Below are 26,874 nucleotides of genomic sequence, written 5' to 3' on the forward strand. Positions count from 1 at the left end.
GGCGTGCGGCTACTTACTTGTTCCAGGTGATGATGACCTCATCGGGGTTCTCAGCGAGCATGTTCGCCGATGCGCGGGCAGTGACCTTGAGCTCCTGGGTGCCTGGGTTGGAACCGTCGGCGTACTCGAACTCCAGGTTGAAGGTCATATCCAGCGTGGCCACACCGATGGACAGATCGTCGGTGCTGAGGCTGGGCTGCACCCCTACCAAAGGATTGCCGACGAGGCTCCACCGGATCGAGCCTGGCTTGATGGGTTTCGCTGGACGAACCCCTTGCGGGCACCCTTTCGAGCTGGGAGCTTGCATCTCCACGCACTGCTCGAGAGAACGCTCCAACGCTGAACGGAACGCGTCGTTACCGGCGTTCGTGAAGGCCGGCGTTGCCGGCAGCAGCGTCTCCTCCGCGAACTGTAGCGAGCCAATGGTGAAGCTGTTGTCAGAGGGGTATTGAATGAACGGCAATTCCGTCGAAAGGTTGTACACGCCGGGCACCACCTCGATGGGCTGCATCTTGGGCACCTCGACGCCGTTCACTTTCAGCGGCAGTGACTCGGCCTGCACGAGCTCGATCACGACGGTAACGGTGGTGCGCTCCAGCTCGTAACTCCCGCGGTCGTCGAGCACCACGGGGATACTTGTGTGCACAGGCTGCCCGGCGAGTGTGTAGCTCACCTCCACGTCCGACGCCTTCTTGTCGGTGGTCAGGATCTTGATGTCATCGATAGGCGCTTTCTCGCGCATCGCCTGGTGCGCCTTGCGGGAGAGCAGCACCATCGTGCTGGTCTCGTCGCCCCCGCGCTTCCCGAGGGATAAGGCCTTGTCGATATCGCCGTCGGCGAGCGCATGGAGATACTCGGAGACGGCCGCCTGCGGAGTGCGGATAGTCCCCGCAGACTCGCTGCCGGAAGGCTTCACGATGGTGCGCTCATCGACGGTGGGCTTGCGCAGCACGAGGGCATAGAACGTGCCGGCCGCGACGGCGAGCACGACCACGACCGTGAACACTGCGACGACCATCTTCCAGGGGAAGGGGCCGCGCGAGCGCTCCTCCTCGATGACAGGCGCCTCGTAGCGCGACTGGTCGCGAGCGCGCATCAAGATGGACTGGATCGCCTCCGGGTCCTGCTCCTGCGACGCGTCAGGCCGCGCAGCGGAGGGGCGAGGTTCTGGCGCGCGTGCGCGCCCGGAATCTGGCGGCTGCCAGCCACCCGGTGGAGGTGGCGCAGACGGCCGCCATTGATTCATTGTGTCCGAGCCTCCCACGTGTCAGGTCCTGCGATGACTGAGGCTAGCGCAGCAGCCCGGTCAGGTGACGCGACAGCGGTGATTTGCTCGCGCGCGAGATCGTCGTAGGTGGGGCGATCCACGCAACGCAGCACCCCGATCGGGGCCTGATCAAGCACACCTGGCTGAGTGAGCCTGGACAGCGCGAACGCGTACGTTGGGTCGTCGCGCGTCTCGTCGTGCACCACGATGGCCGACGGGTCCACGTCGGCGGTCTGGACGACGCTGAGCGCACCGTACTCGTCGCGGACCACCGCCTTGTGCCCGTCCTTGCCGAACGTGATGGGCTCGCCGTGACGCAGCGGGATGAGGGTCTCGACGGCCTCAGGCCCCTTGATGGCATCGAATGCGCCGTCGTTGAAGATGGGGCAGTTCTGGAAGATCTCGATGAAGGATGCGCCGCGGTGCTGGGCCGCGCGCTCCATCACCTCCGTGAGCCCGGCGCGATCGGAGTCGACGGCGCGAGCCACGAACGTCGCCTCCGCGCCCAACGCCACGGACAGTGGGTTGAACGGTTCGTCGAGCGAACCGTACGGGGTTGACTTCGTCACCTTGCCGAGCTCGGAGGTGGGGGAGTACTGCCCCTTCGTGAGCCCGTAGATGCGGTTGTTGAACAGCAAGATGTTGATGTTCACGTTGCGGCGCAGCGCGTGGATGAGGTGGTTGCCGCCGATGGAGAGCGCGTCGCCGTCGCCGGTGATGACCCAGATACTGAGGTCTTCGCGCGTGGCGGCGAGCCCCGTCGCGATGGCGGGCGCGCGCCCGTGGATGGAGTGCATGCCGTACGAGTCGACGTAGTATGGCAGACGCGACGAACAGCCGATGCCCGAGATCATGACGATGTTCTCGCGCCGGATGCCGAGCCCCGCCGCCATCTGCTGGAACGTAGACAGAATTGCGTAGTCGCCGCAGCCTGGGCACCAGCGCACCTCTTGATCGCTCACCATCTTCTTGCGCTGCAAGGGCTCGATGGCCAGTGGAACGCCTGCAAGACCGCTCATCGCTGCTCCTCCAATGCCTGCACTGCTTGTACGAAATCTTCCTCCAGCTCCGCAATGGACAGCGGCAGCCCGCGCACGCGCGAGTAGCTCTCGACATCGACGAGGTACCTCGCCCGAAGCACGTGCGCGAGCTGGCCCATGTTCATCTCCGGGACGATGACGTGCTCGTAACGACGCAGCACGTCGCCGACATTGGCAGGCATGGGGTTCAGGTGGCGTAGGTGCGCCGTCGCGATCTTGTGGCCGTTCTTACGCATGCGCCTGGCCGTAGCCGTGATCGGCCCGTAGGTCGACCCCCAGCCGAGCACGAGTAGTTTCGAGTCCTCGGTTGGATCGTCCACCTGGAGGTCGGGGATGTCGCGCACGATGCCGGCCACCTTGTCAGCTCTGGTGCGCACCATCGCATCGTGGTTGTCCGGGTCGTAACTGACGTTGCCGGAGAGCTGGTCTTTCTCCAGGCCCCCGATGCGGTGCTCCAGCCCTGGTGTGCCGGGCTTCGCCCACTCGCGCGCGAGCGTCTCGGGGTCGCGTCGGTACGGCATGAAGTGTGGATCGTCGTCGTGCACGCGGTCGGCGAAGTTGGGCTCGATGGCCGGGATCGCGTCGAGGTCGGGGATGCGCCACGGCTCGGCACCGTTCGCGAGGTACCCGTCGGAGAGCATGATGACCGGCGTGCGGTAGGTGACGGCGATCCGGCACGCCTCGAGCGCGGTGTCGAAGCAGTCGGTGGACGACTTCGCCGCGAGCACCGGCAGCGGAGCCTCGCCGTGGCGGCCGTAGAGCGCCTGCAACAGATCGGCCTGCTCGGTTTTCGTCGGCATACCCGTCGACGGCCCGGCGCGCTGCACGTCGACGATCACCAACGGGAGCTCGGTCATGATGGCGAGGCTGATGGTCTCCGACTTCAGCGCGACGCCGGGGCCCGACGTGGTGGTGACGCCGAGCGCACCGCCGAAACTCGCGCCCAGCGCGGACGCGACGCCGGCGATCTCGTCTTCCGCCTGGAACGTCATCACGCCGACGTCCTTGCGGCGGGAGAGTTCGTGCAGGATGTCGGAGGCAGGGGTGATGGGGTACGAGCCCAAAAAGAGCTGCATGCCGGCCTTGTGGGCACCCGTCATGAGGCCGTAGGCCGTGGCGAGGTTGCCGGAGACCTGCCGGTAGCGGCCCTGCGGCATCGGGGCCGGATCGACGACGGTCTGCACCGCGAACGCTTCGGTGGTCTCGCCGTACGCGTAGCCGGCCCTGAACGCGGCGAGGTTGGCGTCGCGAATGTCAGGCTTCTTCGCGAACTTCGACGAGAGGAACTGCTCCGTGCCTTCGGTGGGGCGCGAGTACATCCAGCTCAGCAGGCCGAGCGCAAACATGTTCTTCGTCCGCGACGCGTCCTTGCGCGTGAGGCCGAAGCCTTCGACGGAGCCCTGCGCCAGCGTCGTGAGATCCAGCTCATGCACGGTGTAATTGCTGAGCGTGCCGTTTTCGAGGGGGTTCGTATCCCACCCGATCTTCTTGAGGTTGCGCGCGGTGAAGTCGTGCGTATCGACGATGATGACCGTGCCGGCGGGGAGGTCGCTGAGGTTCACCTTGAGCGCGGCCGGGTTCATCGCGACGAGCACGTCCGGCACGTCGCCGGGGGTGACGATGTCGAAATCGGCGAAGTGGAGCTGGAAGCTCGACACCCCGGGCAGTGTGCCCTGCGGCGCGCGAATCTCGGCGGGGAAGTTGGGGAGTGTGGCGATGTCGTTGCCGAAGCTAGCCGATTCTGCGGTGAAGCGGTCACCGGTCAGCTGCATGCCGTCGCCGGAATCGCCGGCGAAGCGGATGACGACTCTGTTGAGTTGCTTGGTCACGAATCCTCGAAACTAGTGGGTAGACGTCCTCGCCAGTGTAGTTGCGTGGATGCCGGAATGCACGGGTGGCGTGGCCTCAGCTCAGCTGAGAAGCAGATCAGGGGCAAGCGCCGACGCTGTTCAACGGCCGACTGCGCACGGTTCCAACCTGGCGTCCCGGAGGCGCAGCACTCGGTGGCTGGCGCGGCTGACTTGCATGTCGTGGGTGGCAACCAGGATGCCCGTACCTTCGGAGGCGACGGACTTGAGCACCGCCACGATCCCGGCAGCAGCCTCCTCATCGAGGGCTGCTGTGGGCTCGTCGACGACTAAGAGCGCTGGACGCGTGGCGATAGCCCGGGCAAGAGACACGCGCTGCGCCTGACCTGTCGACAACGTTGCGGCCCGTTGCGAAGCCAAGCCAGTCTGACCGACGCGCTCGAGCGCAGCGGCGACTGCGGCACGTCGAGTTGCGGTAGGTCGGCGGGGCTGCTGGAACAGCAACGGCAACTCGACGTTGGCTGCGACGGTCTCCTTGGGGTGAAGGCCGAACTGGGGTGAGGAGAGGCCGATGTGCTCTCGACGAATGTGCGCGATCGAGCCACGGGACGTCGGGGTCAGGCTGTGGCCGCACACCTCGACGTCACCCCTATCGGGCGTGAGGAGGCCCGTTGCGATGTGCAGCAGCGTGGTCTTGCCGCTGCCGGATCGCCCGGTGATCGCCACCATCTCGCCTACCCCGACGTGCACTGAGACATCGTGCAGAACCCGCCTGATGGTGGGCCCATCCTGAAACGCATGGTGGAGGCCTCTCACCTGGAGCACCAGATCCGTACCATCCATCATCAAGTCCTTTCCGCCAAGGTCGCTTGCAGGTGCCGTGCTTGGATCGCTAAGTAGCAGCTGGCAGTGCCGTGGAAGATCGCTAACGGGATCAGCGTGATCATGAACCTGCCGAGCGAGAGGGGGTTGGCCATGTCGTCGGTCGACGTGAGCCGTTGGAGCCCCAAGAGCATCAATCCAGCGGGCATCGTTGCGCCCAGAAACAGCACGCCGTGGGCACGTCCCCAGATGTGCAGAAGTGAAGCGCCGGCCAGAAGATCGATGCGGTAGGCGTCTCGGCGCCTGCGCCAGACATGACTCACGATGCCACCGGCGAACAGCAGGGCTGTGAATACAGCGAGTCCAAGGTGCCATCGCTCCAGCGTCTGGGCCCTGTTCCGCATGCGTTGCGCCTGGGTCTGATCTCCGTCTCCGGGAAGCGCAAAGTAGGCGGTCCCGGTACCCGTGGAAGTCTCTGCGTCGGACATACGTTGCGCTAACTCGCGAACCTCGGACAGTGAGCAGGGCTCGCAAACGAACCCGCGAACCAATTCGGATGGGGTCACCGAGGGCGCGACTCCAAGTTGCAGGAGCTCATCGATCGATGCCGGGGAGAAACGGACAGCGCCCGCGTGGAATAGGTGGCCCCCGTAGGCGGTGACAGCATCCGGGCCAGGCTCCGTGGCGCTCGCAATGACCAAGTCAACGTCGCCGTCCGTTTGACCGTTCAGCCGGCCGGGAGCGACGGAGAGTCGCATCCTTGGATCCTCGGCGATGGCGGACATCAGCACATGCATTCCCGGATCGTCGAGTCGTGAGGCAGCCAGCTCCGCTTCGCTGCGGTACTCGTGGACCAAGCTCGAGCCGGTGTGCACAGCGCCGAGTCGAATGACTTGGGTGACGTCGGACGGCTCTTGCCCCCACGGGCTCCGGCTGACATCCTCGAGAGCAAAGAGCAGCCCGACGGCCGACACTATGCCCAAGGTGGCCGCGGCAACCGGCAACCATGGCCCGGCAGCCCGGAGGTCACCAAAGAATCTCACGGCCAACTCTCCTCAATGCGGCTGCCACTGTGATGAGCGCGACGAGTAGCGCCACTGCAAGGGCTGTCAGCGCCCCGGCGGCCATCTCCAGCAACAGGTATGGTGGGTCAGAAGCCAAGATCGGCTGTCCGATGGCCAAGGCGGCCCAGAGAGCTGTGACGAACCCCATGATTGTGCCAGCGATGGCGCGGAATGCGTATGGTGCGAATACCCGGAGCAGGGCCTGACCCTTGGCCGCCCCGCATGAGGCGGCGATACGCAGCGAATCTCTCGTCTGTTGGGAGGGGAAGTCTGCGATGAACATGAGCCCGATCAGCGATGCGCCGAGCGAGACCAAGACGAAGACTGTGTAAGGGTTGTGCAGCGTCCCGAGGGCCGCCCATCTCGAGGGCTCGGGGTCTCGTGCGTCATGTACGACGTCGAGGCCGTGCTCCTGCCACAACTGTTCGAGGTCGTCGGCCAAAGCATCGACGTTCTGCCCCCGAGGTGCTGCAAACAGGTAGTACCCAGCGCTGAATGACTCTGGGCGAGCCTTGGCTACGAGGAACGGGGCAGCGTCCATGAACTCGGCGTCTGAGGGTATTGTGCCGACAACAGTGTGGCCGCGTTTGTCCATTGTCTCCAGGAAGCCTTCATCAGCCGCGAGGCCGGGGCTTACGAGTATTTGTCCTGATTGCAAATCCGCGAATGCTGGATGGAACATCCCGGCAGGATCGAGTGCCACGACGAACCCGGATTCGGGGTCCTTAGTCATGGCGACAGCCCCGCCATGACGGATCACCAAGTCCGTCAGTTCCGTTGTGAGACGAGAACGATCGATCTCGGAAGGGGGCGCCACCACCACCTGAGACAGGGTGGCTCCGTCATGTCCGAATGACTCGAGCACCTTGAGGGCCACGGTGTCTGCCGTCTGCAGCGGGAGAAACGCTGCCAAAGCGGCGAAACAGGCACAAAGGCCTGTCCATAGCCACCGGCCGTCACCGTCGAACCATCGGTGCATTACTCGTCTCCGTTCAGCAAGCTGGTGGATGGATGTAGTCGAACGAGTAGCGGAACTTCGTGACCGGATCATTCCATCAGCCAAAGACTCCCCCGTTCAGCCGACCACCAGATAGTGGTTGGTTGCTGCCCAGCTGGTGCCTTTGGAATATCTGGTCACTGCGGCCGGGGCAGCATTGCCGCTGTGGGCCCTTGCCGCCGGAACCTCGGATTCCTCCCTGACTAGTCCATCAGTGGGGGATATGTGAACCACTTCCTTATGATCGTTTCGCCGGCGGTCTCCGATGGCGCGCCAGTCTCCAAGAACTGTACAGGGGCTCGGTTCCATCCGCGCGAGGTAGCTGCAGGGCGTCGGCTGGTTCTTGGCTTTCGGGGCTCCGGCCACTCAGCCTGACACTCTTGCCCGAGGTGATACAGTTCACCTCGGCTAACTAGTTGTGGCTAATTAGATTGGGCAAAGAACATGGGTGGCAAGGAATCGACGACGAAGCTCGCCAACGAGGTACGTCTGGCGTGTCAGCTCGTGAGCCACAAAGTGCGCTTCGAATCTGGCTCCTCCATTCCACCTCACCAATTGTCCGTGCTGTGGAACCTCAATCGTGGCCCGAAGTCGCCCGGCGAACTCGCTGAAGCGGAGCAGGTGAGCGCTCCGTCGATCACGAAAACCCTCGACGGACTCGAAGCGCTGGGCTTCATCGAGCGCAGTAAAGACCCGGACGACGGTCGTCGTCGCAACGTGTGCATCACCCACGAGGGGCGGGCTGAGCTTCGACGTACCGCCGGCATCCGGGATTCCTTCATGGAGCAGCGCCTCACCGCACTGAGTGGCGACGAGCGCCAAGTGCTCAAGCGTGCGGCGGCCATCCTGCAGCGGGTGATCGCGTGAGTCGTCACTCCACCTTCACATCGCTCAAAGTCTACAATTTCCGGCTGTTCTGGATTGCGTCGCTGATCTCCAACATCGCGGGCTGGATGAGCGTGATCGCCCAGGACTGGCTGGTGCTCACCATCCTCACGGACAACGACGCGGCCGCGCTCGGCCTGGTCGCCGGGCTGCAATTTTTGTCCATTCCCATTTTCTCCCCGTATGCCGGCGCGCTCGCAGACCGCATGTCGAAGCGGCGCATGCTGCAGTTCACGCAGGTGGGGCTCGGCGTCACCGCGCTGTGTACCACGCTGCTCGTCACCTTTGGCGTGGCCGAACTGTGGCACATCTATGTGCTGGCTGCGCTCACCGGCTTGGTGCAGGCGTTCGACTCTCCCGCACGGCAGGCCATGGTCTCCGAGATGGTGGAGGAGCACCTGCTGCCCAACGCCGTCGGGTTGAACTCGATGCAGTTCAACTGCGCACGCCTCATCGGCCCGGCTGTGTCTGGCGTGCTGATCGGCGCGTTCGGAGTGGTGCCGGCGCTGTGGATCAACGCGGTGAGCTTCGTGGCTCCCGTGACCGCCCTCGCCCTCATGCGCGTCGACGAACTCCACCCGCCGAAGCCACGCAAGGGGAAGGGCGCCATCCGGGAGGGCATCGCCTACGTGCTGAAACGCTCCGACCTGGTGAAGATCTTCATCATGGTGTTCATGCTCGGCACCTTCGGGCTGAACTTTCAGATCACGAACGCACTCATGGCGACGGAAGCCTACGGACTCGGAGCGGGCGAGTACGGCCTACTGGGCTCGATGATGGCTGCAGGCACGCTCACCGGTGCGGTGCTCGCAGCTCGTCGCGGCTACCCGAGGCTTCGCCTACTGGTCGGTGCGCTCTTCGGGTTCTCGCTGGCCATGTGCGCGCTCACCGTCACGCCCTGGTACTGGCTCTACGCCCTCTTGCTGGTGCCCACGGGGTTCCTGTCCATCACCGTCATGACCGCAGCCAACAGCCGCGTGCAGCTCACCACCGAACCCGAGATGCGCGGGCGCGTGATGGCGCTCTACATGGCCATCTTCCTCGGCGGCACGCCCATCGGAGCCCCGCTAGTGGGCTGGATCGGCGACTACTTCGGTGCGAGGGCGTCGGTGTTTGTGGGAGGTGCGGCAACCGGTATCACCGCGCTCGTTGTGGGCGGGCTGTTGTTGTCGGGTGCCAGGAATTACCCGTCGACGCTGCACTTCATCGAGTCGGTGCGCAGCCGCGTGCGCAAACGCCGCCGCAAGCGCCCCTAGTGTTCGTCGCGCGCCGCTCGCGAAACGAGCAGGAGCGCTGACTGAAGTGAGGGGTGCCCTTTGGCTGGTTTTCCTTGAGGGTGACAATGGATGCATGGCCAATGACATGACGACTGCAGCAATTGAGCTTCGACTTGGACTGTTGGGGTATTACAGGCCTCGCAAGGGACGACGTGAGCAGGAAGCGGCTCTGGTCAGCCCCATTCTCGAGCGCCAGCGCGAGCTGAACCGTCGGCTGAGTTTCGCAATGCCTCCCGTCGACGACCGCATTCAGGCGTTCCTCGACTCTTACTTCGAGGGCACCGACTGGGATGAGAAGCTTCCCAGCCGCTCCTTCGTACTCGATCAGCCGGGGTTGGCTCGCGAACTCACCCTCCCGCGCCACAGCGACGAGTTCCACTCCGAACAGCTGAGCAGCTACCGCCTCGCCAACGGGGTGTTGCACAACCCTGCGAATGACCGTCGCACCACCAAGGGCGTGTTCCACATCGCCGAAGGTGGTCTCCCCATCCAAGACGACAAGATTGCCGTGCCGCGCGAGGTGGCTGCCCGCATCTTCGCCGCAGCTCTGCAGCCGCCCAAGGACGCGATGCTGTTGCCGTACACGGCGGAGGAAGAAGAGCCTGCCTACTGCTGGGCGTCGCTCCTCCTTCGCCCAGTAGTGGTGCCTCCGGTGCCTGGCTTCACCCCGCGCCGCACCATGGAGGTCCGTTTCTTCGCGCCCGGCACGCTCATGGCCAACCTTGATTTCGTCGAGGGCATCTTCGGCAACGCCGGCGACCCGCTGCTGCCGGACAATGACGCCGCGCTCGACCCGGAGACTTGGACCGGCCACACCGGCGCCGTCATCTTGGCCCCACACCTCACGCACCTCACCAAGAAGGAACTCGGCCTGCCCCACATCGACGACGCCACCGAGCGCCAGCGTCGAGACGGCCAGTGCTGGAGCGACCCGGAGGAGCGCTACAACGGCGGCACGGCGTTCAAGCTGTGCGTGCGCGACGAGCGGGGCGTCATCTGCACCGTCATCGCCGACAACTACTTCGGCTACTGCAAGAAAGAGGTCAAAGCGCAGATCAGCTACGCCAGCAACCTCCTCGGCCTCGTCGAAGAGGAGCACTCAGGCGGCGCCCGAACCTACCCCAGGTACAACCTCGGTCAGACATTCACCACCGACGAGAACCCCAACCAAACCTTCGAGCAGGCGGTCGAACGCGATCCGGAGCGCTGGGACGTACAGCCTGAGGGATATGCCGTCGCGACAGACATCGAACGGCTCCTCTTGATTCCGCCGAACACCGAGCTGTCGCTGCGCGATTCCACGGTGACGTGGCGCAACGCACAAGGGCAGCACACGCTCCCGCTCAAGGGCGACCACACCTACATCACGCCCGACGGGTACCAGATCGAGCCGCTGCACCTGGAAGTCGACGGCAGCCAGTGGACCCTCGTCGGCACCGTCGCGGTAGCCACCGAGGCGCACAAGCCGGCCACGGTCTCCGGCGGCGGTAAATCAGAGATCTCGAAGGACATCACCGACGCGTTCATCGTCGGCAACGCCTACGTTGAGAACTTCGACGAGGACATGCGCCAGGTAGCCGACATCGTCGGTCGCGACTTTTCCGACCGCTTCAAGGATCCAGCCACGCACGACGTTCGCCCGCTGCTCTCCGACGAGCGCAGCGTCGGGTCGGTCATCAAGCTGCTGAGCCCGTCGGCGGACTACACCGACGAGTACAACGCCTGGCTCGACAGCATCCCGAACCACATCAAGGAACTCGTGTTCGTGGTGAAACGCTTCTACCGGCCCGAGTGGGGCGACGACTGGGCGAGCCACTTCGCGGTGCCGAGCCTGAACGGCCGCACCGGGCACGCGTTGCGCCTGGATGGCGACAAGATTCGCGTCAACATGTTGCGCGTCGGCTACGAGGAAGGCGATTCGTGGCGGCTGTTTGGGCTGCGCCACGACTTCCACCCGGCAGCCAAGGTGCAAACCGAGGACGACATCACCGCATCCATCGTCGCGCCCGGTGGCGAGCACGGAATCGCCGAGGGGCTGAGCCGAAAATACGTCGAAAACGCGGAGCGCCTGCTCTTCCAGCGCCCCGACGACGCCATCCACCGTGGCTACGATAAGCAGACTGAGAAGGACATCGCGGAGGGCGCCTTCTTGTCGAACTTCGCGCCGCTCACGCGCGAGGAAGTGCAGGAGATCACCCAAGACGCGGTGGGCTTCTCGCAGTTCACCAAGCCGATGCGGCGTCGCCTCGAACGCTTCGCGGCCGGCCACAGCAAGGCCACGTACGTGGTGTCGTCGGCGCACCCACGCATCGTGAACGGTGCTCGGACGAAGAACCCGCGCTACTTGCAGGTGCGTCCCGACATCGCGAATGCGCGCGCCACCCAACTCGCTGAGTTGGGTGAGCGCATGGCGCTTGGGCTTCGCCACGACGAGCCGCTCAGGCACAGCGTCGACGTGGTGGCCGCCGGGCGGCGCAACAACGCTGCCTCCGACGGTGTCCCGGCCCTGTGCGCCTACGCGCCGCTGCACTACATGGAGCTGCCGGAGCTCATGATGGAGTTCATCTCGTCGATGACGGGCAAATCGCCCTCCACTACCGGCGCGGGCTCCGAAGGCGCGATGACGAAGAAGCCGTTCAATGCACTGCCCACCACCTACGACCTCAACGCGGCGCTGTTGTCGTTCGTGCTCACGGGCTACGACGGCTGGTTGTCGTCGGCCGGTGTGGTCGGCCCCAACGTGCGCGTTGACCACGACATCTCGCTGCTCATCCCCGAGCTCTTCTCACGGATGAGCCCCGAGGAACGCGACGCGAAGCACCTCATCGACGAAGGGGCGCTCGAGCCGGTGCCCGACTTCGAGTTCGAAGGCAAGACGTATGAGGCCAGCCGTCTGGGCTACCGCATCACGCAGAAGTTCACCACGAAGTACTTCGGGCGCATCTTCCTGCACCCGCACGTGGTGTTCTCCGACGACATGCTGCACCCGGAAGAACAGGATGCAGCGCAGTACGCGTCGTCGGTGGAGACCATCGTCACCACGCACCAGCGAGTGGGGCAGAGTTACTTCGACGACGGCACCGTCGAGTACGCGGTGCCGCCGATCAAGGCGCTGCTGGGCATCATGGCGTACGGGGAGTACGAAGGGATGACGCTGGACTCGCCGGAGTTCCGTGGGATGTTCACGAGGGAGTCGGTACTCGCATCCGCGTGGTACGCCGAGCGTCTGCAGTCCGCCGCTGATAACCAACGTGTTCTCCTTGAACGCTCTATCGCCGCGATCGAGGAGTTCATGGCCGATCCCACGAACCAGGAGGCGAGTGAACGCCTCGGCCTCGCGGAGCGTCTCGAGTGGGCGAGATCGGTAAAGCCCGACCCGGAGCGCCTTCGCGGCACGCTGGGTCGCCAGGTGCGTTTCGCCTGACGTCGTCGCCAGGCGGGTGCGAGTGGTGAAGCCCACGGTGTCAGTACACTGTCTGCCATGTTGCAGGCAGTGGACTGGTGCTCCGACGGCTCGGTGTACGTCGTCGACCTCGCGCTCGCCTGCTGCGCCCTCGAGTCACAGGCCGCACTCGCTGCCCGGCCGCGGGTGCCCGTCGACGAACTCCCCGCCGACGCGAACGTGGTGCTCACGCTGTCAGGCACGCTGACGCACGCCATGACTCCCGCCGCGCAAGCCGCTATCGACGCGCTGCCGTCGCGCCCGACGGTGGTGGCGTTCGGTGCCTGCGCCTGCATCGGTGGTCCGTACTGGGATTCCTATGCGGTGGAGAAGGGGGCCGGCGGCCTCGTCGACGTCGACCACTTCGTCGCCGGCTGCCCGCCTCCACCCGAGGCGTTTGCCGAAGTCATCGAGGAGGTGCGACGTGGCTGAGTTCCGGGAATCGGTGCAACACGCGATCGACGATGGGTTCACCTTCCTCCTGTTCCTCACCGCCGTCGACGAGCTGGGCCGCGACGGCGGGTTCCGCGTCGTGGCCATGCTGGAGCGCCCGAGCGACGGTGAGCGCCGCGAATGTTCGCACTCCACGAGCCGCGACGAGCCCACCGCGCCGCGTATCGATGATCTGCTGCCTGGCGCAGGCTGGTTGCAGCGACAAGTGCATGACATGTTTGGCATCACCTTCGACGGCGCCGACAACGCCCCGCTTATCCACCACGGCGAAGGCCATCCGCTGCGCAAAGAGTTCCTCCTGCCCGAGCGTGGCGAGACGTCGTGGCCGGGCGCACTGGAACCAGGCAGTGCATCCCCGAGCCGACGCTCGCTGCTGCCGGTCGGCGTGCCGGACCCCGCGGTCGCTGAGAATCCTGCCGCGACGGCGGAAGACGTTGCGCTCAGCGCGACGGGAACGAGAGTGCGGGTTCGTCGATGACCCACGGCTCCATCCAGCTTCGAGAATCCCTGTGTACCTCGTGCATGATCTGCGCGCGCGAGTGCCCGACCTGGTGCATCCGCCTCACCTCGCACCAAGAACAGACGGTGCCTGCCCCCGGGGCGCGGCCACGCACCCACAACGTGCTCGACACGTTCTCGATCGACTGGTCGCTGTGCATGTTCTGCGGCGTATGCATCGAACAGTGCCCGACGGATGCGCTGGAGTGGAGCGACAGCCGCGTCATACCGACGAATCGGCTCGACGATCTCGTGCACGGCAAAGCTGCGCTCGCGCCTGAGGACGTCTGATGGTTGCGAGAAGGCTCCGCGATCTGCAGCTGGCTGCGGGCTCGCGCGCAGTGTGGGGCGCCTTCGCCGGCTCGCTGTGCATCCTGCTCGGTTCGCTCAGCCCCGCATACCTGCCGCAGGCGTCTCCGTTCTGGAGCGTGCTGCCGCACACATCACAGGGCGTCGAAGTGCTGCGCTGGCTCGGCACGGTACTGGTGATGCTCGGCCTGGCGCTCATGTTCGTCGCCTGGTTCCGCCTTCGCCCGAGCGACCGCCACGCTCGAGAGCGCTCCCCGCTGCGCAACTGGGCTGTGCTCGTGATCGCCTGCGCCCCGCTGCTCCTCGCGCCGCCCGTGTTCTCCCACGACGTGTACTCCTACGTCGCGCACGGATGGCTGCTCCACAACGGCCTGGACCCGTACCAAGTGGGCCCGGGCGCGCTGCCGGGGTACGTCGCCGACCAGGTGGCGTGGGTGTGGCGCGACACGCCTGCACCGTACGGGCCGCTGTCGCTGCGCATCTCGCAAGGGCTGATGTTACTCGGCGGCTTCGACCCACTGAAAGCCGCGCTCCTGCACCGCATCCCCGCCATCGTCGGCGTCGCGCTCATCGGTTTCGCCGTGCCACGCATCGCCGGGCTCCTCAAACTCGACCGAGGCTTCGCCAGCTGGTTCGTGACACTGAACCCGCTGCTGCTCATCGACTTCGTCGGCGGCGCACACAACGACGCGCTCATGACGGGCTTCATGGTGCTCGGCATCTGGCTCACGCTCCGCTTCCGGGATCGCTGGTTCGCGGTGCTCGTCGGCGCAGTGGCCGTCGGCGTGGGGGCCTCGATCAAGCAGCCAGCCATCATCGCCACGGTGGCGCTGCCATTTCTCGTGCGTCCATGGACATCGTTCAAAGCGAAGCCTCTCATGATGGCGCTGGGGCGTTCGCTGCTGTCGCTCGGCATCGGCGTACTGACGTTTTGCGCCATCACCTTCGCAACGAGGCTGGGATTCGGCTGGCTGCATTCCTCCGACGTGCCCGGCCAGGTGGACACGGTGGCCATCGTCGTACTGCTGGGTAGAGGCGTGGAATACCTCTTCGCCGCGACGGGGCACGCGGCGGCAGGTGCGGTGGCCTTCGAGATCGTCCGTCAGCTCGGATACGTGATCATCGCCGTCGGCATGGTGGTGTTCGCGGTGAAATACCTCGGCACCCAGCCGCTGCGCTTCGTGTCGTGGTCGCTGCTGTGGTTCGCGCTGTGGGTGCCCGCGATGCACTCCTGGTACTTCCTGTGGGGCGCGGTGCTGCTGCCGATGAGCCGCCCACCGCAACGCCTCATGCGTGTTGCGATGCTTGTCACCGCCGGGTTGCTGACGTTTAGCGCCCTGAATTTCGGCATGCGCAACGGCCCCTGGCCCGTCATGCTCGTGCTCGTAGCGGTGATCGCGTGGGGCCTCTACACCCACGAACTGAGCCTGCCCAGGCGGGGAGACCGGCAACGTGACGCGGCGGTCGAGGAACAGTGACGCGGCACTCGGATGCACGCCAGCGAAGCTAGGCTCGTTGCGTCATCGAGAAAGGAGCCATCATGGCCGCACGCATACAACGCCTGCCAGCCGAAGTGCGTTTCGCTGATGAATTAGCGACGCTCGCAGCACGGGATGCGGATCTGGGCAGGGTTGCGCCAGAGGGCTGGCGCCTGTCGGCTCCTGCCGTCGTGGAGTTTGTGCTCGGCGACGGCGCAGAGATCTCGCCGAAATTCGTCGGTTCCAGGGCACTGGTGGAGCGCTGCGTGGTGGCCCTGGCGACGAACCGGGGCCTGATGCTCGTCGGTGAGCCGGGCACGGCGAAGTCGCTGCTCAGCGAGCTGTTGGCGGCGGCGGTTTCGGGCGACACGTCGCTGACCGTGCAAGGCTCGGCCGCCACCACGGAGGACGCCATCAAATACTCGTGGAACTACGCGCTGCTCCTGGCAGAGGGGCCGACGCAGCGCGCCCTGGTGCCCGCCCCCATCCACCGTGGCATGACTGAGGGCAAGGTGGTGCGCTTTGAGGAGATCACGCGTTGCGCGCCCGAGGTGCAAGATGCGCTGCTGTCGATTCTCTCCGACCGCGTCCTCACCATCCCCGAGTTCGACGGTGACGCCCGCACCGTGCACGCCTTACGCGGTTTCAACGTCATCGCCACCGCCAACACCCGCGACCGCGGCGTCAACGAAATGTCCGCAGCGTTGAAGCGACGGTTCAACTTCGAGACCATCGGCCCCATCCCCGACGCCGATGTCGAGGCCGCGCTCGTGCAGCGCGAGACCGACGCGCTGCTCGCGGAGGCCGGAGTCCCCGCCCGGTTGCCGCGCGACCTGACGAGGGTCATCGTCGAGGTGTTTCGAGAGCTGCGTTCAGGGCGCGCGGGCGACCAGGGCGTCGAGCGACTGAGCAGCGCGATGTCGACGGCAGAGGCGGTGTCGACGGGGCTCGCCGCAGGCTTGGAATCGGCCTGGTTCGGCGACGGCACACCTGGAGGCAAGGAACTCACGTCAGCACTCGCCGGGTCTGCGTTGAAGGATGACCTCGAGGATCGCTCGCGGCTGCGTGGCTACTACGAGCGACGCATGCAGGGGGCGAAGGACCCGATTCGCGCCCAGGCGTGGGCGCATCGCGAACTGCTGGATTGACCGCGGCCGACCAGGTTGAGCCCTTGCCGTATCCGGCACCAGCAGCCGGCCTGGGCCGGCGTTCTCGGGCCCCAAGGCTGGCCGAAAGGGCCTCGCAACGCGCGCTCCGGCGCCGATGACTCGCCTGGGCCCTAGCATGGGGCGCATGCAGCAGACTCCCCACCACCTTGAACCGCAGGACCTGGGCCTTGAGGTGTTCTGGCACGAACAGGGCACCGACTTCACCAGAGCAATCGTAGACGCGGTCGATGATCGGCCCTTCGACCCCGATTCGGAGCGGGAGCGGGCGCAGCGGATCGCCAGGTATGTCTATTGCCGCAAAAACGGCCTCCTGTTCGGGCGTTGGATCTTCGAGGAATCGCCGTTCGAGGGCGTGCCCAGTCGTGAACGTGCGGCCTGGTGGCTGCAGTACCTCAAGGACCCGGACAACACCGGCTTGGACTTGCCCGCGGATTACGTGGTGCTACCCGGTCCGTTGGCAGTGATGCTGGACGTGTTGACAGGCGGGGACACGCTGCCCGAGCTGATCGCAACGTTCGAGAACTGCATGACGCAGTCCCAGTGGTGTGCAGGCGGCAGCTGTGTGCATACGCACTCATCGAGGTTCAACTGGCTTGGCCTTCGTGCGCTCTGGCCGCACGTGGACGAGGCACAACGCGCTGAGCTGGCCAGCGTTGTCGACGCCCGGTGGTGGTTTCATGGGCAGCTCACTCAAGTGGAGTGGCGGCAACTGCCCTATCTCTCCGCGCTCCTTGGCACCCATGCCGACGACACACGCAAGGCCATCGATGCGCTCGAGGACGGCTGGTTCACCCGCAAGTGGGTCTACGACGAGCCCGGCCTCAGCTTGTTCGCGTCGACACCTGAGGAGCGGGTGCGTGAGGCGCGGCGGCTGGGTGTGAGCCTGATCCATCCCGACGTGGCGTTGGCCTGGCTGCAGAACACAGGTTCGCCTGGATTCGAGCTACTCGCCGAGCAGATCAAGGGCAACACCGTCAAGCACGCCGCCACCTTGGAGATGGAGCTCCTCACCGCTCGCCTGCACGGCCCGGGCGCAGTGCTGGGTTTCACGAGGCTCCTCGACAGCTCCTACGCTCAAAAGGCACTGGAGTGGCTGCAGGCCAACCGTCCGCTCATCTACGCCGCGAAGCTCTCCGCCCAGGACGCGGCGCCGCTGTCGGTCGTGCTGCGACCCGTCTCCACCCGTGAACTGAAGAGCGTCGTCAAGGACACCTCCGACGGTGTACGCGCCGTGATTGAGGAGGTGCTCGCTGAGCGTGAGTTCGAGCCGTTTGACCCCCAGACTCCGTGGTGGGCCGAGGCCGCGCAGGGAACGGAGCCAGCGGCTGTGCAACGTCGCCTCGCCGCGATGTTGCCGACCTTCGTTGTCAACGAGCGCCAGCGCCTCGCGGAGCCTGAACTGCAGCTGCTGCTGGCACTGTTGCAGCGGTGGCGTCGTAACGATCCGCTGGTGATAGCGATACGGGAGCACGTGCCGGAAGAACTCAGGGACCGCTTCGCGATCCAACTGTTGGAGACGTGGCTCGCCCGGGGGACTCGTGCATATGAGACTTGGCTCATGTGGGGCGCGGGCTGTGTGGGCGGCGATGGGTTCGTGCGCAGAATCGAACCGTTGGTGAACTACTGGCGCGAACGGTCCCAGTACAACCGTGCCGTGGACACCCTCAAAGCGATTCGCGACGTCGGCTCTGATGCGGCGCTGAAGGCACTCATGACCGTCGCTAGCACGATGAAGACCGCCATGATCAAGAAGGCGGCAGGCGAGCTCATCGAGGATGTCGCCAGCGAGCTGGGCCTCACGCGAGACCAGCTCGAGGACCGCAGCGTCGCAGACATCGGCCTCGACGCCCGGGGGACGCGGGAGTTCAGCTACGGCACGCGCCGGTTCCGCGCAGCCCTCACCCCCAAGGGCACCATCGCCGTGCGGAAGCTGGACAACGACGGGCGTCCTACCGGCAAGACGCGCACGACGCTGCCGCCGGTGACCGGCTCCGACGACAGTCGGCTCGCTAACCAGGCCCGGGCCGAGTTCAAGGAGCTGAAGAAGACGCTCACCGGCAGCGCGAAGTTGCAGCGGACAAGGCTGGAGCAGGCGATGCTTGTCGGCAGGAGGTGGTGTGCAGAGGAGTTCCAGCACCATCTGGCGCCGAAGCCGATCTTCCGCGTCCTGCTGCAGGCGGTGGTGTGGGGAGTGCTCGACGGCGCTACCCGCGTCGGGCTCGGCCGCCTCGATGAGGAAGGCATCCTCGTCGACGCCGACGACGCGCCGATCAGTCTTGCCGGACGCGAGCTGTACATCGTGCATCCCGCAGAGCTCTCCGACGACGAACGTGCCCGCTGGAGTCGGGTGCAGGCCGATTACGAGCTGGTGGAATCATTCCCGCAACTGTCCCGTCCCTGGTTCGAGCTGCCTGCCAGCCAGGGCGAAGATCTCGAGCTGCACGGCCTCCGGCCAGACTCGGTAGATGCGGGCTATGTTGTCGGGGCGCGGGAGAAACACCGTTGGGAGCCCGGCAAGGTGCTGGACGGAGGCGTCTACCACCTCATGGGGCGCTACTTCCCGCAAGGCGACGTGACGGCGGTGATCCAGCTCACCCCGGGGCTCGGCATGGGGCCGGTGACAGCGCAGTTCCCGCAGCGGATTTCGTCGGTGTATCTGCTGCGAGGTGCGATCGACCCGAAGGCGCTCGGGATGGGAGCCATGCCCGGCCGCAGCTTGTCCCCGGAGACCGTCGCCATCCTGGGGCACGTGCAGCACGTTCCGTGGGCTCAGGCGCCGCGTGCCGTCGTGAGCGAAGTGCTGGCCACGATCAACGCGATCAAGGGCTGATGCAGGGCCGGTGTAACCTGTGCGGCAACTGAGCGGATCATGTGTCATCTGCCTTGCCGGCTGAGAGGCTGAGAAACGAAGGCACCTCGACGACTGCGTCTGACCACTTGACCCGGCTAGGCTGGGCGTCCAGGAGGGACATCCATGACAAAGCAGTTGCAGCGGCCGTCGCCCGAGGCGCAGGATGCGCTGCCGGGTTGACCGTGGCCGATCAGGTTGAGTTCTTCGGGATTCGGCACCACTCGCCAGCAGGGGCGAGGCTCGTCGCTGAGCGAATCCGCGCCGACGACGTCCAGGCGGTGCTCGTCGAAGGACCGAGCGAATACAACGACTACCTGGAGGAGCTCGCGCTGCCGCACAAGCTCCCCGTGATGATCTACACCTGGGCGCCGATGCACCCGCACGCGGAACCGGGCAGCGAGCAGTGGTCCGATCGTCGCGGGGCGTTCTACCCGTTCAGCGCCTACGCGCCTGAGTGGGCGGCCGTGCGCGCCGCGCAGGAGCGGGGTATCGCGCTGGAGTTCATCGATTTACCCTGGGGCGCGCGCGCCGAGCATGCCAACGCGGCGAACCTCTTGGCGGAACCCGCTGAACTGCAGGAATCGGCGCTGGAATCACTGCTTCGTGAAGTGGGCGTCGACGACGTCGATGCCCTGATCGACGAACTTCTGGAGCTCGATCCCGCGCTCGGCATGGACGACTACCGCGCCCGGATCGAACGCCTCGGGGAGATGTTACGAAGCGACAGCGACGAGAACCGCCAGCGCGAGCGCTACATGGCCTCCCGCATCCGCGAGGCCGGGGAACGCACGTCGGGGACGGTGCTCGTCGTGTGCGGCGCAGCGCATATCTCGGGGCTGCGGCACTGCCTGACCGCCGGGTTCGAGCCCGTTGCCCGCTGGGAATCGCCCGACGACGAACGCTACGGCGTCGCGCTCACCCCGACGTCCTACGCCGCCCTCGACGCGCTCACCGGCTACGACGCCGGCCAACGCAACCCCGGATTCTACGAAGCGCTGTACGCCGACCGATGCGCCGGGCGCACGGGAACCGCCGAGCGGCTGCTGAAAGGCATTGCCGAGGGGCTCCGCGACTCCAAGCAGCGGATCTCCGTCGCCGACCTCATTGCCGTCTCCACCACCGCGCAGGCGCTCGCCGCGCTCCGCGGGCACGGTGAGGTGTGGCGCACCGATCTCGTCGACGGAGTCATCAGCGCACTGGTGAAGGACGACGACGGCGCCGCCCACCCGCTCGTCGCGAGGGTGCACGAGATTCTGCGCGGCAACCGGGTGGGTCAGCTCGCGCCCGGCACGCGTCGCCCGCCGCTGGTGGTGGAACTCGTCGCCGACTTGGAGGCTCTGGGGCTCACTCCTCACCCGAAGGAGCGCATCGCGAAGGTCGACCTCACGAGCGACGACGGTCTTCGCGGTTCCAGACTGCTTCACAGCCTCGTGGCACTGGATGTGCGCGTCGGCGCCCTGGTGCGCAGCGCGGATGCCGACGGCGTGGAGCACTGGCGGCTGTGGTGGACCCCCGAATACGAGAGCTCGCTCGTCCAAGCCTCCAGGTATGGCGGCACCCGCGACGAGGCCGTGACGACGCGGTTACTCGCCGACGCCGTGGACATCGTCGACGATCCCCGCGCCGCCGCTGAACTCATGCTCCGCGCGGCACTGTGTGGGGTGCACGACCTCGGCACTGCCCTCCAGGCCCGCACCGAGACCCTGTTCGCCACCACCGGCAACATCGGCGGACTTGGCGACGCACTGCGTTCACTGTTGCGCCTCTACCGCTACGACGCACTGTGGCAGACCACCGGACGAGCCGACCTCGGTGCGCTCATCACCGTCGCCTTCGAACGTCTCGCCATGCTTGTGGAACGTATCGGGGCGCTCCCCGACGCGCCGTCGACGGACCCCGTCGTAGCGGCCATCCGCAGCGGCGTTGACGTCATCGAACGCTGCCAGGACTTGCCGTTGGCGCGCGCAGCATGGCGACGAGCGTTGCATCACATCAGCGACTCGCCAGACCAGGCCGCGGCGCTGCGTGGCGCCGGCACCGGCGCCCAGTGGCTACTCGATGGGGAGGATGACGAGGCCCTCGCCACGTCGATCACGCTGCTGCCGAACCCTGCGGAGCTGGGCGACTTTGTGTTTGGGCTGCTCACGGTGGCGAGAGAAGCGGCCACGCGCAGGAACGAATTCGTGAGTGCTCTCGACGCGGCGGTGACGAGCTTCGACGACGACGATTTCCTCGCGGCGCTACCGGGGCTGCGTCGTGCCTTCTCCGCGTACCCGCCACGCGAGCGCGCCCAGATCGCCAATCAGCTGCTGGGCGAGCAAGGCCACGACGTGCTGCGGCGCTTCGAGGGCTCCTTCGACGACGTGATGGCGGTGGCCAGCTTCGAGCAAGCACTGCTTGGCCACGTCCGCGGCTTCTTGGGAGAGGAGGTCTGGTGAGCGACGCACGCGCCGTCCGTTGGCGGCTCATCCTGGGGGACGGATCCGAGAAACTCGGCGAGCTGTCGGGGGTCGACGCCCGCCGCGCGGCGTCGCTGGACTTCCTCTACGACAGGGAGACCGTGGACCTCCTGGGCGGCGACGGGCCGTCGCAGCTCACAGTGCCCACCTGGATCAACGAAATCAGCGAGCTGTTCCCGCGGGCGGTGCAGGAACGCATCCAGACCGACGCGCTGGAGCGCTACGGGCTGAGCGAGCTGGTGACCGACCCGGAGGTGTTGGAGCGCATCGAGCCCTCCGAGACCCTGCTGAAGGCGGTGCTCTCGACGAAGCACCTCATGAACCAGGAAGTGCTCGCCGCAGCGAAACAGATTGTGCGCAAGGTGGTGCAGCAACTCGTCGAGCTCTTCGCCACCGACGTGCGCCGCGCGGTGACGGGCCGCCTGGAGCCGCATCGTCGAAGCCGACACAAGGTGGCCACCAACTTTGATCCGGTGGCGACGATCCGCGCCAACCTCAAACGGTGGTCGCCGGAGCTCGGCAAACTCGTCATCGCCGACCCGGTGTTCGTGTCGCGCACGAAGCGCCATTCGGAGCGCTGGCAGATCATCATCGCGGTCGACCAGTCGGGCTCCATGCTGGACTCCGTGATCCACTCGGCGGTGACGGCGTCGATCTTCCACGGCATACCGGCGCTGCGCAGCCACCTCCTCGCGTTTGATACCGAGGTGGTGGATCTCAGCAACGAAGTGATCGACCCCGTCGAGACGCTGATGCAGGTGCAGCTGGGCGGCGGCACCGACATTCACCGAGCCGTGCGCTACGCCGAGCAGCTCGTCGACACCCCGCGGCGGGCGATGGTGGTGGTCGTGACCGACCTGTACGAGGGCGGTTCCGTGTTCCAGCTCAAGGCAGCCGTGCGCAGGCTCGTCAGCGAGGGCGCGCGGGTGCTCATCCTCGGCGCGCTCGATGCGTCCGGCACGGCGTCGTACGACATGGCGCTCGGCCGGGAGCTTGCGGAGCTCGGCGCGCACGTGGGCGTGATGACGCCGTTCGAGCTCGCAGCCTGGGTAGGGGAGGCCATGCGATGATCCGCGACGACCTGCTCCAGCTCACCGAGAACGTGCTGGTGGATCTCACTAACAAGGGCACGGTCCGCCGCGCGCTCAAAGAGCTGGATGGGTTCGACGGCACCGTCGAGGCGCGCGATGACGGCACCGTCGTTGTGACGGCCGACGACGGAACCCGCTGCGAGCTGTTGGCCAACAAGCCGTTCGGCGACTGGCCGTGCACCTGCCTGGCGGGTGCTGAGTGCAGGCACCTCGTGCGCGCGGTGCTGGCCTATCAGCGCTGGGCGTACGCGCAAAACCTCGACGAACAACCCCATCCGCCCAAGACGGAACCCGCGGCTCCGTTCGACCCCGGCAGCATCACCGACGAGGCCCTGGCCGCAGCGCTCGGGCGCATCCAGACGCAGGCGCGGGGGCTGGTGGCCGACGGGCTCCTCGCGCAGGTGGGCGTGACTAACGACATCGCGGTGGTGCGCCTGCATCACCCCGTGGCGGTGACCGTGCGTTTCCTGGCGGGCGCCGATCTCCGCTACGTGCGCTGCACCTGCGCCGACCCCGACCCATGCATCCACGTCGCGCTCGCCGTCAAAGCCGCGCGGGGTGCGCCCTTCGGTGAGACCGGGCTGCGTCAGCTCCCAGGCGACGGGTGGAAGCCCGACGAAGCCCTGCTGACGCGCATCGTCGCGCAGATCGACACCCTGCTCCAGGTGGGCGTCGAGGCTGGCGGGAGCGCGCTGCGGGCCGGTTGGCAGCGGCTCGGTGCGCAGCTGCAACAGACGGAGATGCCTCACCTGGCGGCCCTCGTCGACGAGCTGGTGCACGAACAGGAACGCCACGCGTCGCGCAGCGTGCAGTTTGATCCGACGAGGCTCGTCAGGCTGCTCGGTGAGCTGCTGGCGCGGGCCGAAAGCCTCCGAAGCGGCTTTGAGGAGCGCATCCCCGACCGGCTCGTCGCGGGCTCCGCCGCCCGTGAGGTGGAGGTGTCGCGCGCCAAACTCATAGGCCTCGGCTGCCAAGTGACGGAGGGCGCTGGCTGGCGTGAGGTGATCGCGCACGTCGTCGATGCCCGGAGTGGGGCACCCATGCGGGTGAGGAAACGCGTCGAGGATGATGCGTCCAGCCCGGCGGAGCTTGCCCGGCGGCTGGTCGGCAGCGTCTCGCTTGCGCATTGGGGCGGCGGGCAAGTGCTCGTGCAAGGCGGTAGACGCGACGGGTGGGGCAACTTTCTGCCCGGCCGCCGCCGCGCGACGCCCATGCCCGCACCCGCGCTGGGGGAGTTGTCCCCGCCGTACCTGGCTGATTCGCTGGCCGCCGTGGCCGAGCAGCAGACGAGGCTGCCGGCCATCCTCGACGACCGCGCAGCGGGCACCGGGCTCGCCGTGGTGCGGTGCACCCGGATCGTCGACTTCGGGTTCGATCCCGTCACCGCCGCATTCGTCGCTTCGCTGGAGGACTGCGACGGCGCCCTCGCGCGCTTGCAGCTTCCCACCGCCGGGGCCGGTTCCGATGGTGCCTCCGCACTCGCGGCGTGGTGCGACGTGGTGGGCGCCGACGTGCTCGACGAGTGCTTCGTCGCCGGCGTGTGGCGGTGGGGCGGCGGGGGCGTAACCGTGGAACCGACGCTCGTGAGCGCCGGCAACCGGAGCTTGCAGCCGCAGATCGCCGAGGCGGTGCCCGGCTGGAACGTGCCAACCTCCGATGCGACGAAGCGCCCGCTGACCAGCCCCGCCGCGCTCCTTTCGGCGTTGGACGAGCTGTTGGGCATCGCCCTGCTCGCAGGCCTCGACAGACTGGAGCGAGACCCTCGAACCTTCGACGAGTTCACCCGCCGCGCCCGCGACGTCGGATCGTCGCTCATCGCCGGCCTCGCCGAGCGTCACGACGCGCAGGCACTTCGTCGGCTGCTCCTGGCGAGCGCGTTCGGGCGGACGCTGGTGTGACCGCAGCTGCACCACCCCTGCCGTAGGCTTTTGGCATGCAGCGACGTCTGATATGCACTGAAGGTACCTCGGACAAGTTCTGGTACATCGATCAGGTGGGGGAGCAGGTCACGGTGGTCTACGGGCGACGTGGCACCGCCGGCACGACGAAGACCAAGGCCTATCCCTCCGAAGAGAAGGCCCTTGCCGACGCGGAGAAGCAGGTGGCCGCGAAGCTGAAGAAGGGATACGTCGACGAGGAGGATCCCATCGAGGGCTGGCTCACGCCGTCGGAGAATGTCACGGACACGTCGGCGCCGAAGCCAGCCGCCAAGCGCAACGCGCCGGAGCCCGCAGAGAGCGCCCAGGCCCCGGCAGCCCCCGTAGCTCCGGCAGGCGATGCAGCAGACCTCGGCCTGGAGCTGTTCTGGTGGGAGCGCAGCTGGGACCTGTCGGCTGATCTCGAGCAGCTGCAAGACACGTCGCCCTTCAGCCCCGACGAAGCCGCCGCTCGCGCCGAGCAGATATGCGAGTGGGTGCAAGACCCAAACAAGTACGCCAGCTACTGGGCACTGTCGGGCGAGCCCTTCGACGGTTACCCCAGCGCCGAGTGCGCCAAGTGGTGGTCTGAGTTCTTCTTCGACACGGCAGCGTTGGGTAAGGACGCGGATCAGTGGCAGAAGTCGTACATGGAACCCCCCGAGGGGCTGTGCCTCATCCTCGATCAGGCCTTGGGCAAGCAGCCCCTGCTTGCGCACGCGCAGAAGCTCAACGAAGGCGTGAATGGCCCGCCCGGCGCGCCAAGGCGAGATGGTGACGAGACGCTCACCATGCGGGTGCTGGCGCTGCGTGCAATCTGGAACTTCATCCCCGAAGCAGAGAAGCAGGAGCTTGCCGACGCGCTGCGAGGGCCGCTCGTCTCCCCGCAGCGTCAGTCGTATCACCCCATCGGATTGCGGATGTTCTTCGCGCGGCTCCTCGGCGGGCGGGAAGACGAAATCCGAGCCAGCCTCGACGAGCTGCCAGACGGCGCGCTGGGCGGGCTGTACACCGATACCGCCATGTTCCCGTTGCTGTATGCCACGCCCGAGGAGCGCCTCCGGCACGCCAAACGCCTGGGAGCCCGCTATGGCAACGACCAGTATCAAGCCCTCGCTTGGGTGATCAACGTCGGGCCGCTCGGGTTCTCGAAGCTCGCCTCAGACCTCGACGAGTATGGCAAGGACGACGCACACGCCACCCTGCGGTTCCTCACGTCCAGGCTGCACGGGCCTGCCGCGGTGCCGCTGTTCCTCGAGATCGCCAACACTCGGCACGCCGCTGCAGCTGAGGCCTGGCTGGAGGCCCACCTCGAGCAAGTACTCGCAGCCGACCTCAGCGTGCCGCAGGCCGCCGGCATCGCTCGACTGCTGCGTCCCCTGCCCACTGAACAACTGCAACGCATCGTCGAAGAGGCCTCCGGCGGTGTGCGCCACGTGGCTCAGGAAGTGCTCGAGGAATCCTCCTTGAGCGCGTTCGACCCGTCGACCCCATGGTGGCAGGACGCGGTGGAGAACGTGACCATGTCGAAGCGGCTTCCCAAGTACCTGAACGTTGCGGGGCTGCCCCCGATCGTCGTCGACGGCGCAAAGCTGGGCGAGGAAGAGGCCCGGTTTGTCATCGGAGCGATGCAGGCCGACGACAGTGACCAGCCGCTCTTGGTAGCACTGCGGGAGCACGCATCCGTGCGCCACCGCGACGCCTTCGCCGTCGCTTTGCTGGACCTGTGGCTGGCGATCGGGGCCCCGTCGAAGGACAAGTGGCTCATGACGGGTGCGGGGTGCGTCGGCGACGAGCGGTTCGTGCACCACCTGACGCCGATGATCCGCGAATGGCCAGGTGTGTCGCAGCACAAGCGGGCGGTCACCGGGCTGGATGCGCTGCGCAACGTCGGCACCGACGTGGCACTGCAGCAGATCGCAGGTATCGCAGCCAAGGTGAAATTCGCCGCCATCAAGAAGCGCGCCGGCGAAGCGATGAACGAGATCGCGGAGCAGATGGGTTTCACCCGCGACCAGCTGGAAGATCGCATCATCCCCGACGGTGGC

General features: G+C 66.4%; 19 protein-coding genes. 13 read left to right on the forward strand and 6 right to left on the reverse strand.

Features of this window, described 5'->3' with window-relative positions; translation table 11 throughout:
* Window positions 1-13 precede the first annotated feature (13 nt).
* From Q0X68_RS06480 to Q0X68_RS06505, 6 genes are all read right to left on the reverse strand, one after another.
* The gene (locus Q0X68_RS06480) at window positions 14-1,246 is read right to left on the reverse strand and encodes a hypothetical protein (RefSeq protein WP_297749211.1); all 1,233 of its coding nucleotides are present in this window, start codon (window positions 1,244-1,246) and stop codon (window positions 14-16) included.
* A complete protein-coding gene (locus Q0X68_RS06485) occupies window positions 1,243-2,286 on the reverse strand; it encodes a 2-oxoacid:ferredoxin oxidoreductase subunit beta (RefSeq protein WP_297749214.1) in 1,044 nt (347 codons plus the stop codon). The genes Q0X68_RS06480 and Q0X68_RS06485 overlap by 4 nt, the downstream gene beginning before the upstream one ends.
* A complete protein-coding gene (locus Q0X68_RS06490) occupies window positions 2,283-4,136 on the reverse strand; it encodes a 2-oxoacid:acceptor oxidoreductase subunit alpha (RefSeq protein WP_297749217.1) in 1,854 nt (617 codons plus the stop codon). Before Q0X68_RS06490 ends, Q0X68_RS06485 begins: the two co-directional genes overlap by 4 nt.
* 120 nt (window positions 4,137-4,256) lie before the next feature.
* Window positions 4,257-4,958, reverse strand: coding sequence for an ABC transporter ATP-binding protein (locus tag Q0X68_RS06495; protein WP_297749220.1), 702 nt, complete (start codon window positions 4,956-4,958; stop codon window positions 4,257-4,259).
* 2 nt (window positions 4,959-4,960) lie between these two features.
* Window positions 4,961-5,980, reverse strand: a complete 1,020-nt coding sequence (locus Q0X68_RS06500) for a hypothetical protein (protein WP_297749222.1) — start codon at window positions 5,978-5,980, stop codon at window positions 4,961-4,963.
* Entirely contained in the window at window positions 5,964-6,734 is a 771-nt protein-coding gene (locus Q0X68_RS06505) for a hypothetical protein (protein ID WP_297749224.1), read from the reverse strand. The genes Q0X68_RS06500 and Q0X68_RS06505 overlap by 17 nt, the downstream gene beginning before the upstream one ends.
* 708 nt (window positions 6,735-7,442) lie before the next feature.
* Here Q0X68_RS06505 and Q0X68_RS06510 point away from each other — a divergent pair.
* The 13 genes from Q0X68_RS06510 to Q0X68_RS06570 all read left to right on the forward strand — a co-directional run.
* Window positions 7,443-7,865, forward strand: a complete 423-nt coding sequence (locus Q0X68_RS06510) for a MarR family winged helix-turn-helix transcriptional regulator (RefSeq protein WP_297749226.1) — start codon at window positions 7,443-7,445, stop codon at window positions 7,863-7,865.
* Window positions 7,862-9,139: an MFS transporter gene (locus Q0X68_RS06515; protein WP_297749228.1), complete on the forward strand. Its 1,278-nt coding sequence runs from the start codon at window positions 7,862-7,864 to the stop codon at window positions 9,137-9,139. The genes Q0X68_RS06510 and Q0X68_RS06515 overlap by 4 nt, the downstream gene beginning before the upstream one ends.
* 94 nt (window positions 9,140-9,233) lie before the next feature.
* Window positions 9,234-12,584 (forward strand): hypothetical protein, encoded by a 3,351-nt coding sequence (locus tag Q0X68_RS06520; RefSeq protein ID WP_297749230.1) that lies wholly within the window; start codon window positions 9,234-9,236, stop codon window positions 12,582-12,584.
* Between the two features lie 60 nt (window positions 12,585-12,644).
* Entirely contained in the window at window positions 12,645-13,034 is a 390-nt protein-coding gene (locus tag Q0X68_RS06525) for a proton-conducting membrane transporter (protein WP_366127893.1), read from the forward strand.
* The gene (locus Q0X68_RS06530; RefSeq protein ID WP_297749235.1) at window positions 13,027-13,533 is read left to right on the forward strand and encodes an NADH-quinone oxidoreductase subunit C; all 507 of its coding nucleotides are present in this window, start codon (window positions 13,027-13,029) and stop codon (window positions 13,531-13,533) included. Before Q0X68_RS06525 ends, Q0X68_RS06530 begins: the two co-directional genes overlap by 8 nt.
* Complete coding sequence (locus Q0X68_RS06535; RefSeq protein ID WP_297749238.1) at window positions 13,530-13,844, forward strand: 4Fe-4S binding protein; 315 nt, start codon at window positions 13,530-13,532, stop codon at window positions 13,842-13,844. Before Q0X68_RS06530 ends, Q0X68_RS06535 begins: the two co-directional genes overlap by 4 nt.
* Window positions 13,844-15,340 carry a polyprenol phosphomannose-dependent alpha 1,6 mannosyltransferase MptB gene (gene mptB / locus Q0X68_RS06540; protein ID WP_297749241.1) on the forward strand — a complete coding sequence of 499 codons (1,497 nt, stop codon included), beginning with the start codon at window positions 13,844-13,846 and terminating at the stop codon, window positions 15,338-15,340. Before Q0X68_RS06535 ends, mptB begins: the two co-directional genes overlap by 1 nt.
* Window positions 15,341-15,402: 62 nt before the next feature.
* Complete coding sequence (locus Q0X68_RS06545; RefSeq protein ID WP_297749244.1) at window positions 15,403-16,488, forward strand: AAA family ATPase; 1,086 nt, start codon at window positions 15,403-15,405, stop codon at window positions 16,486-16,488.
* A 145-nt stretch (window positions 16,489-16,633) separates the two neighbouring features.
* Window positions 16,634-19,339, forward strand: coding sequence for a DUF4132 domain-containing protein (locus Q0X68_RS06550; protein WP_297749247.1), 2,706 nt, complete (start codon window positions 16,634-16,636; stop codon window positions 19,337-19,339).
* A gap of 203 nt (window positions 19,340-19,542) precedes the next feature.
* Window positions 19,543-21,798 (forward strand): DUF5682 family protein, encoded by a 2,256-nt coding sequence (locus Q0X68_RS06555; protein ID WP_297749250.1) that lies wholly within the window; start codon window positions 19,543-19,545, stop codon window positions 21,796-21,798.
* Entirely contained in the window at window positions 21,795-22,889 is a 1,095-nt protein-coding gene (locus Q0X68_RS06560; protein WP_297749252.1) for a VWA domain-containing protein, read from the forward strand. Before Q0X68_RS06555 ends, Q0X68_RS06560 begins: the two co-directional genes overlap by 4 nt.
* Window positions 22,886-24,808: a hypothetical protein gene (locus Q0X68_RS06565; protein WP_297749256.1), complete on the forward strand. Its 1,923-nt coding sequence runs from the start codon at window positions 22,886-22,888 to the stop codon at window positions 24,806-24,808. The genes Q0X68_RS06560 and Q0X68_RS06565 overlap by 4 nt, the downstream gene beginning before the upstream one ends.
* Before the next feature lie 35 nt (window positions 24,809-24,843).
* Window positions 24,844-26,874: WGR domain-containing protein (locus Q0X68_RS06570; protein ID WP_297749259.1), on the forward strand; the 2,031-nt coding region annotated here is incomplete at its 3' end.

Source organism: uncultured Tessaracoccus sp. (assembly GCF_947286155.1).
In the GTDB taxonomy this organism is placed as follows: Bacteria; Actinomycetota; Actinomycetes; order Propionibacteriales; family Propionibacteriaceae; genus Arachnia.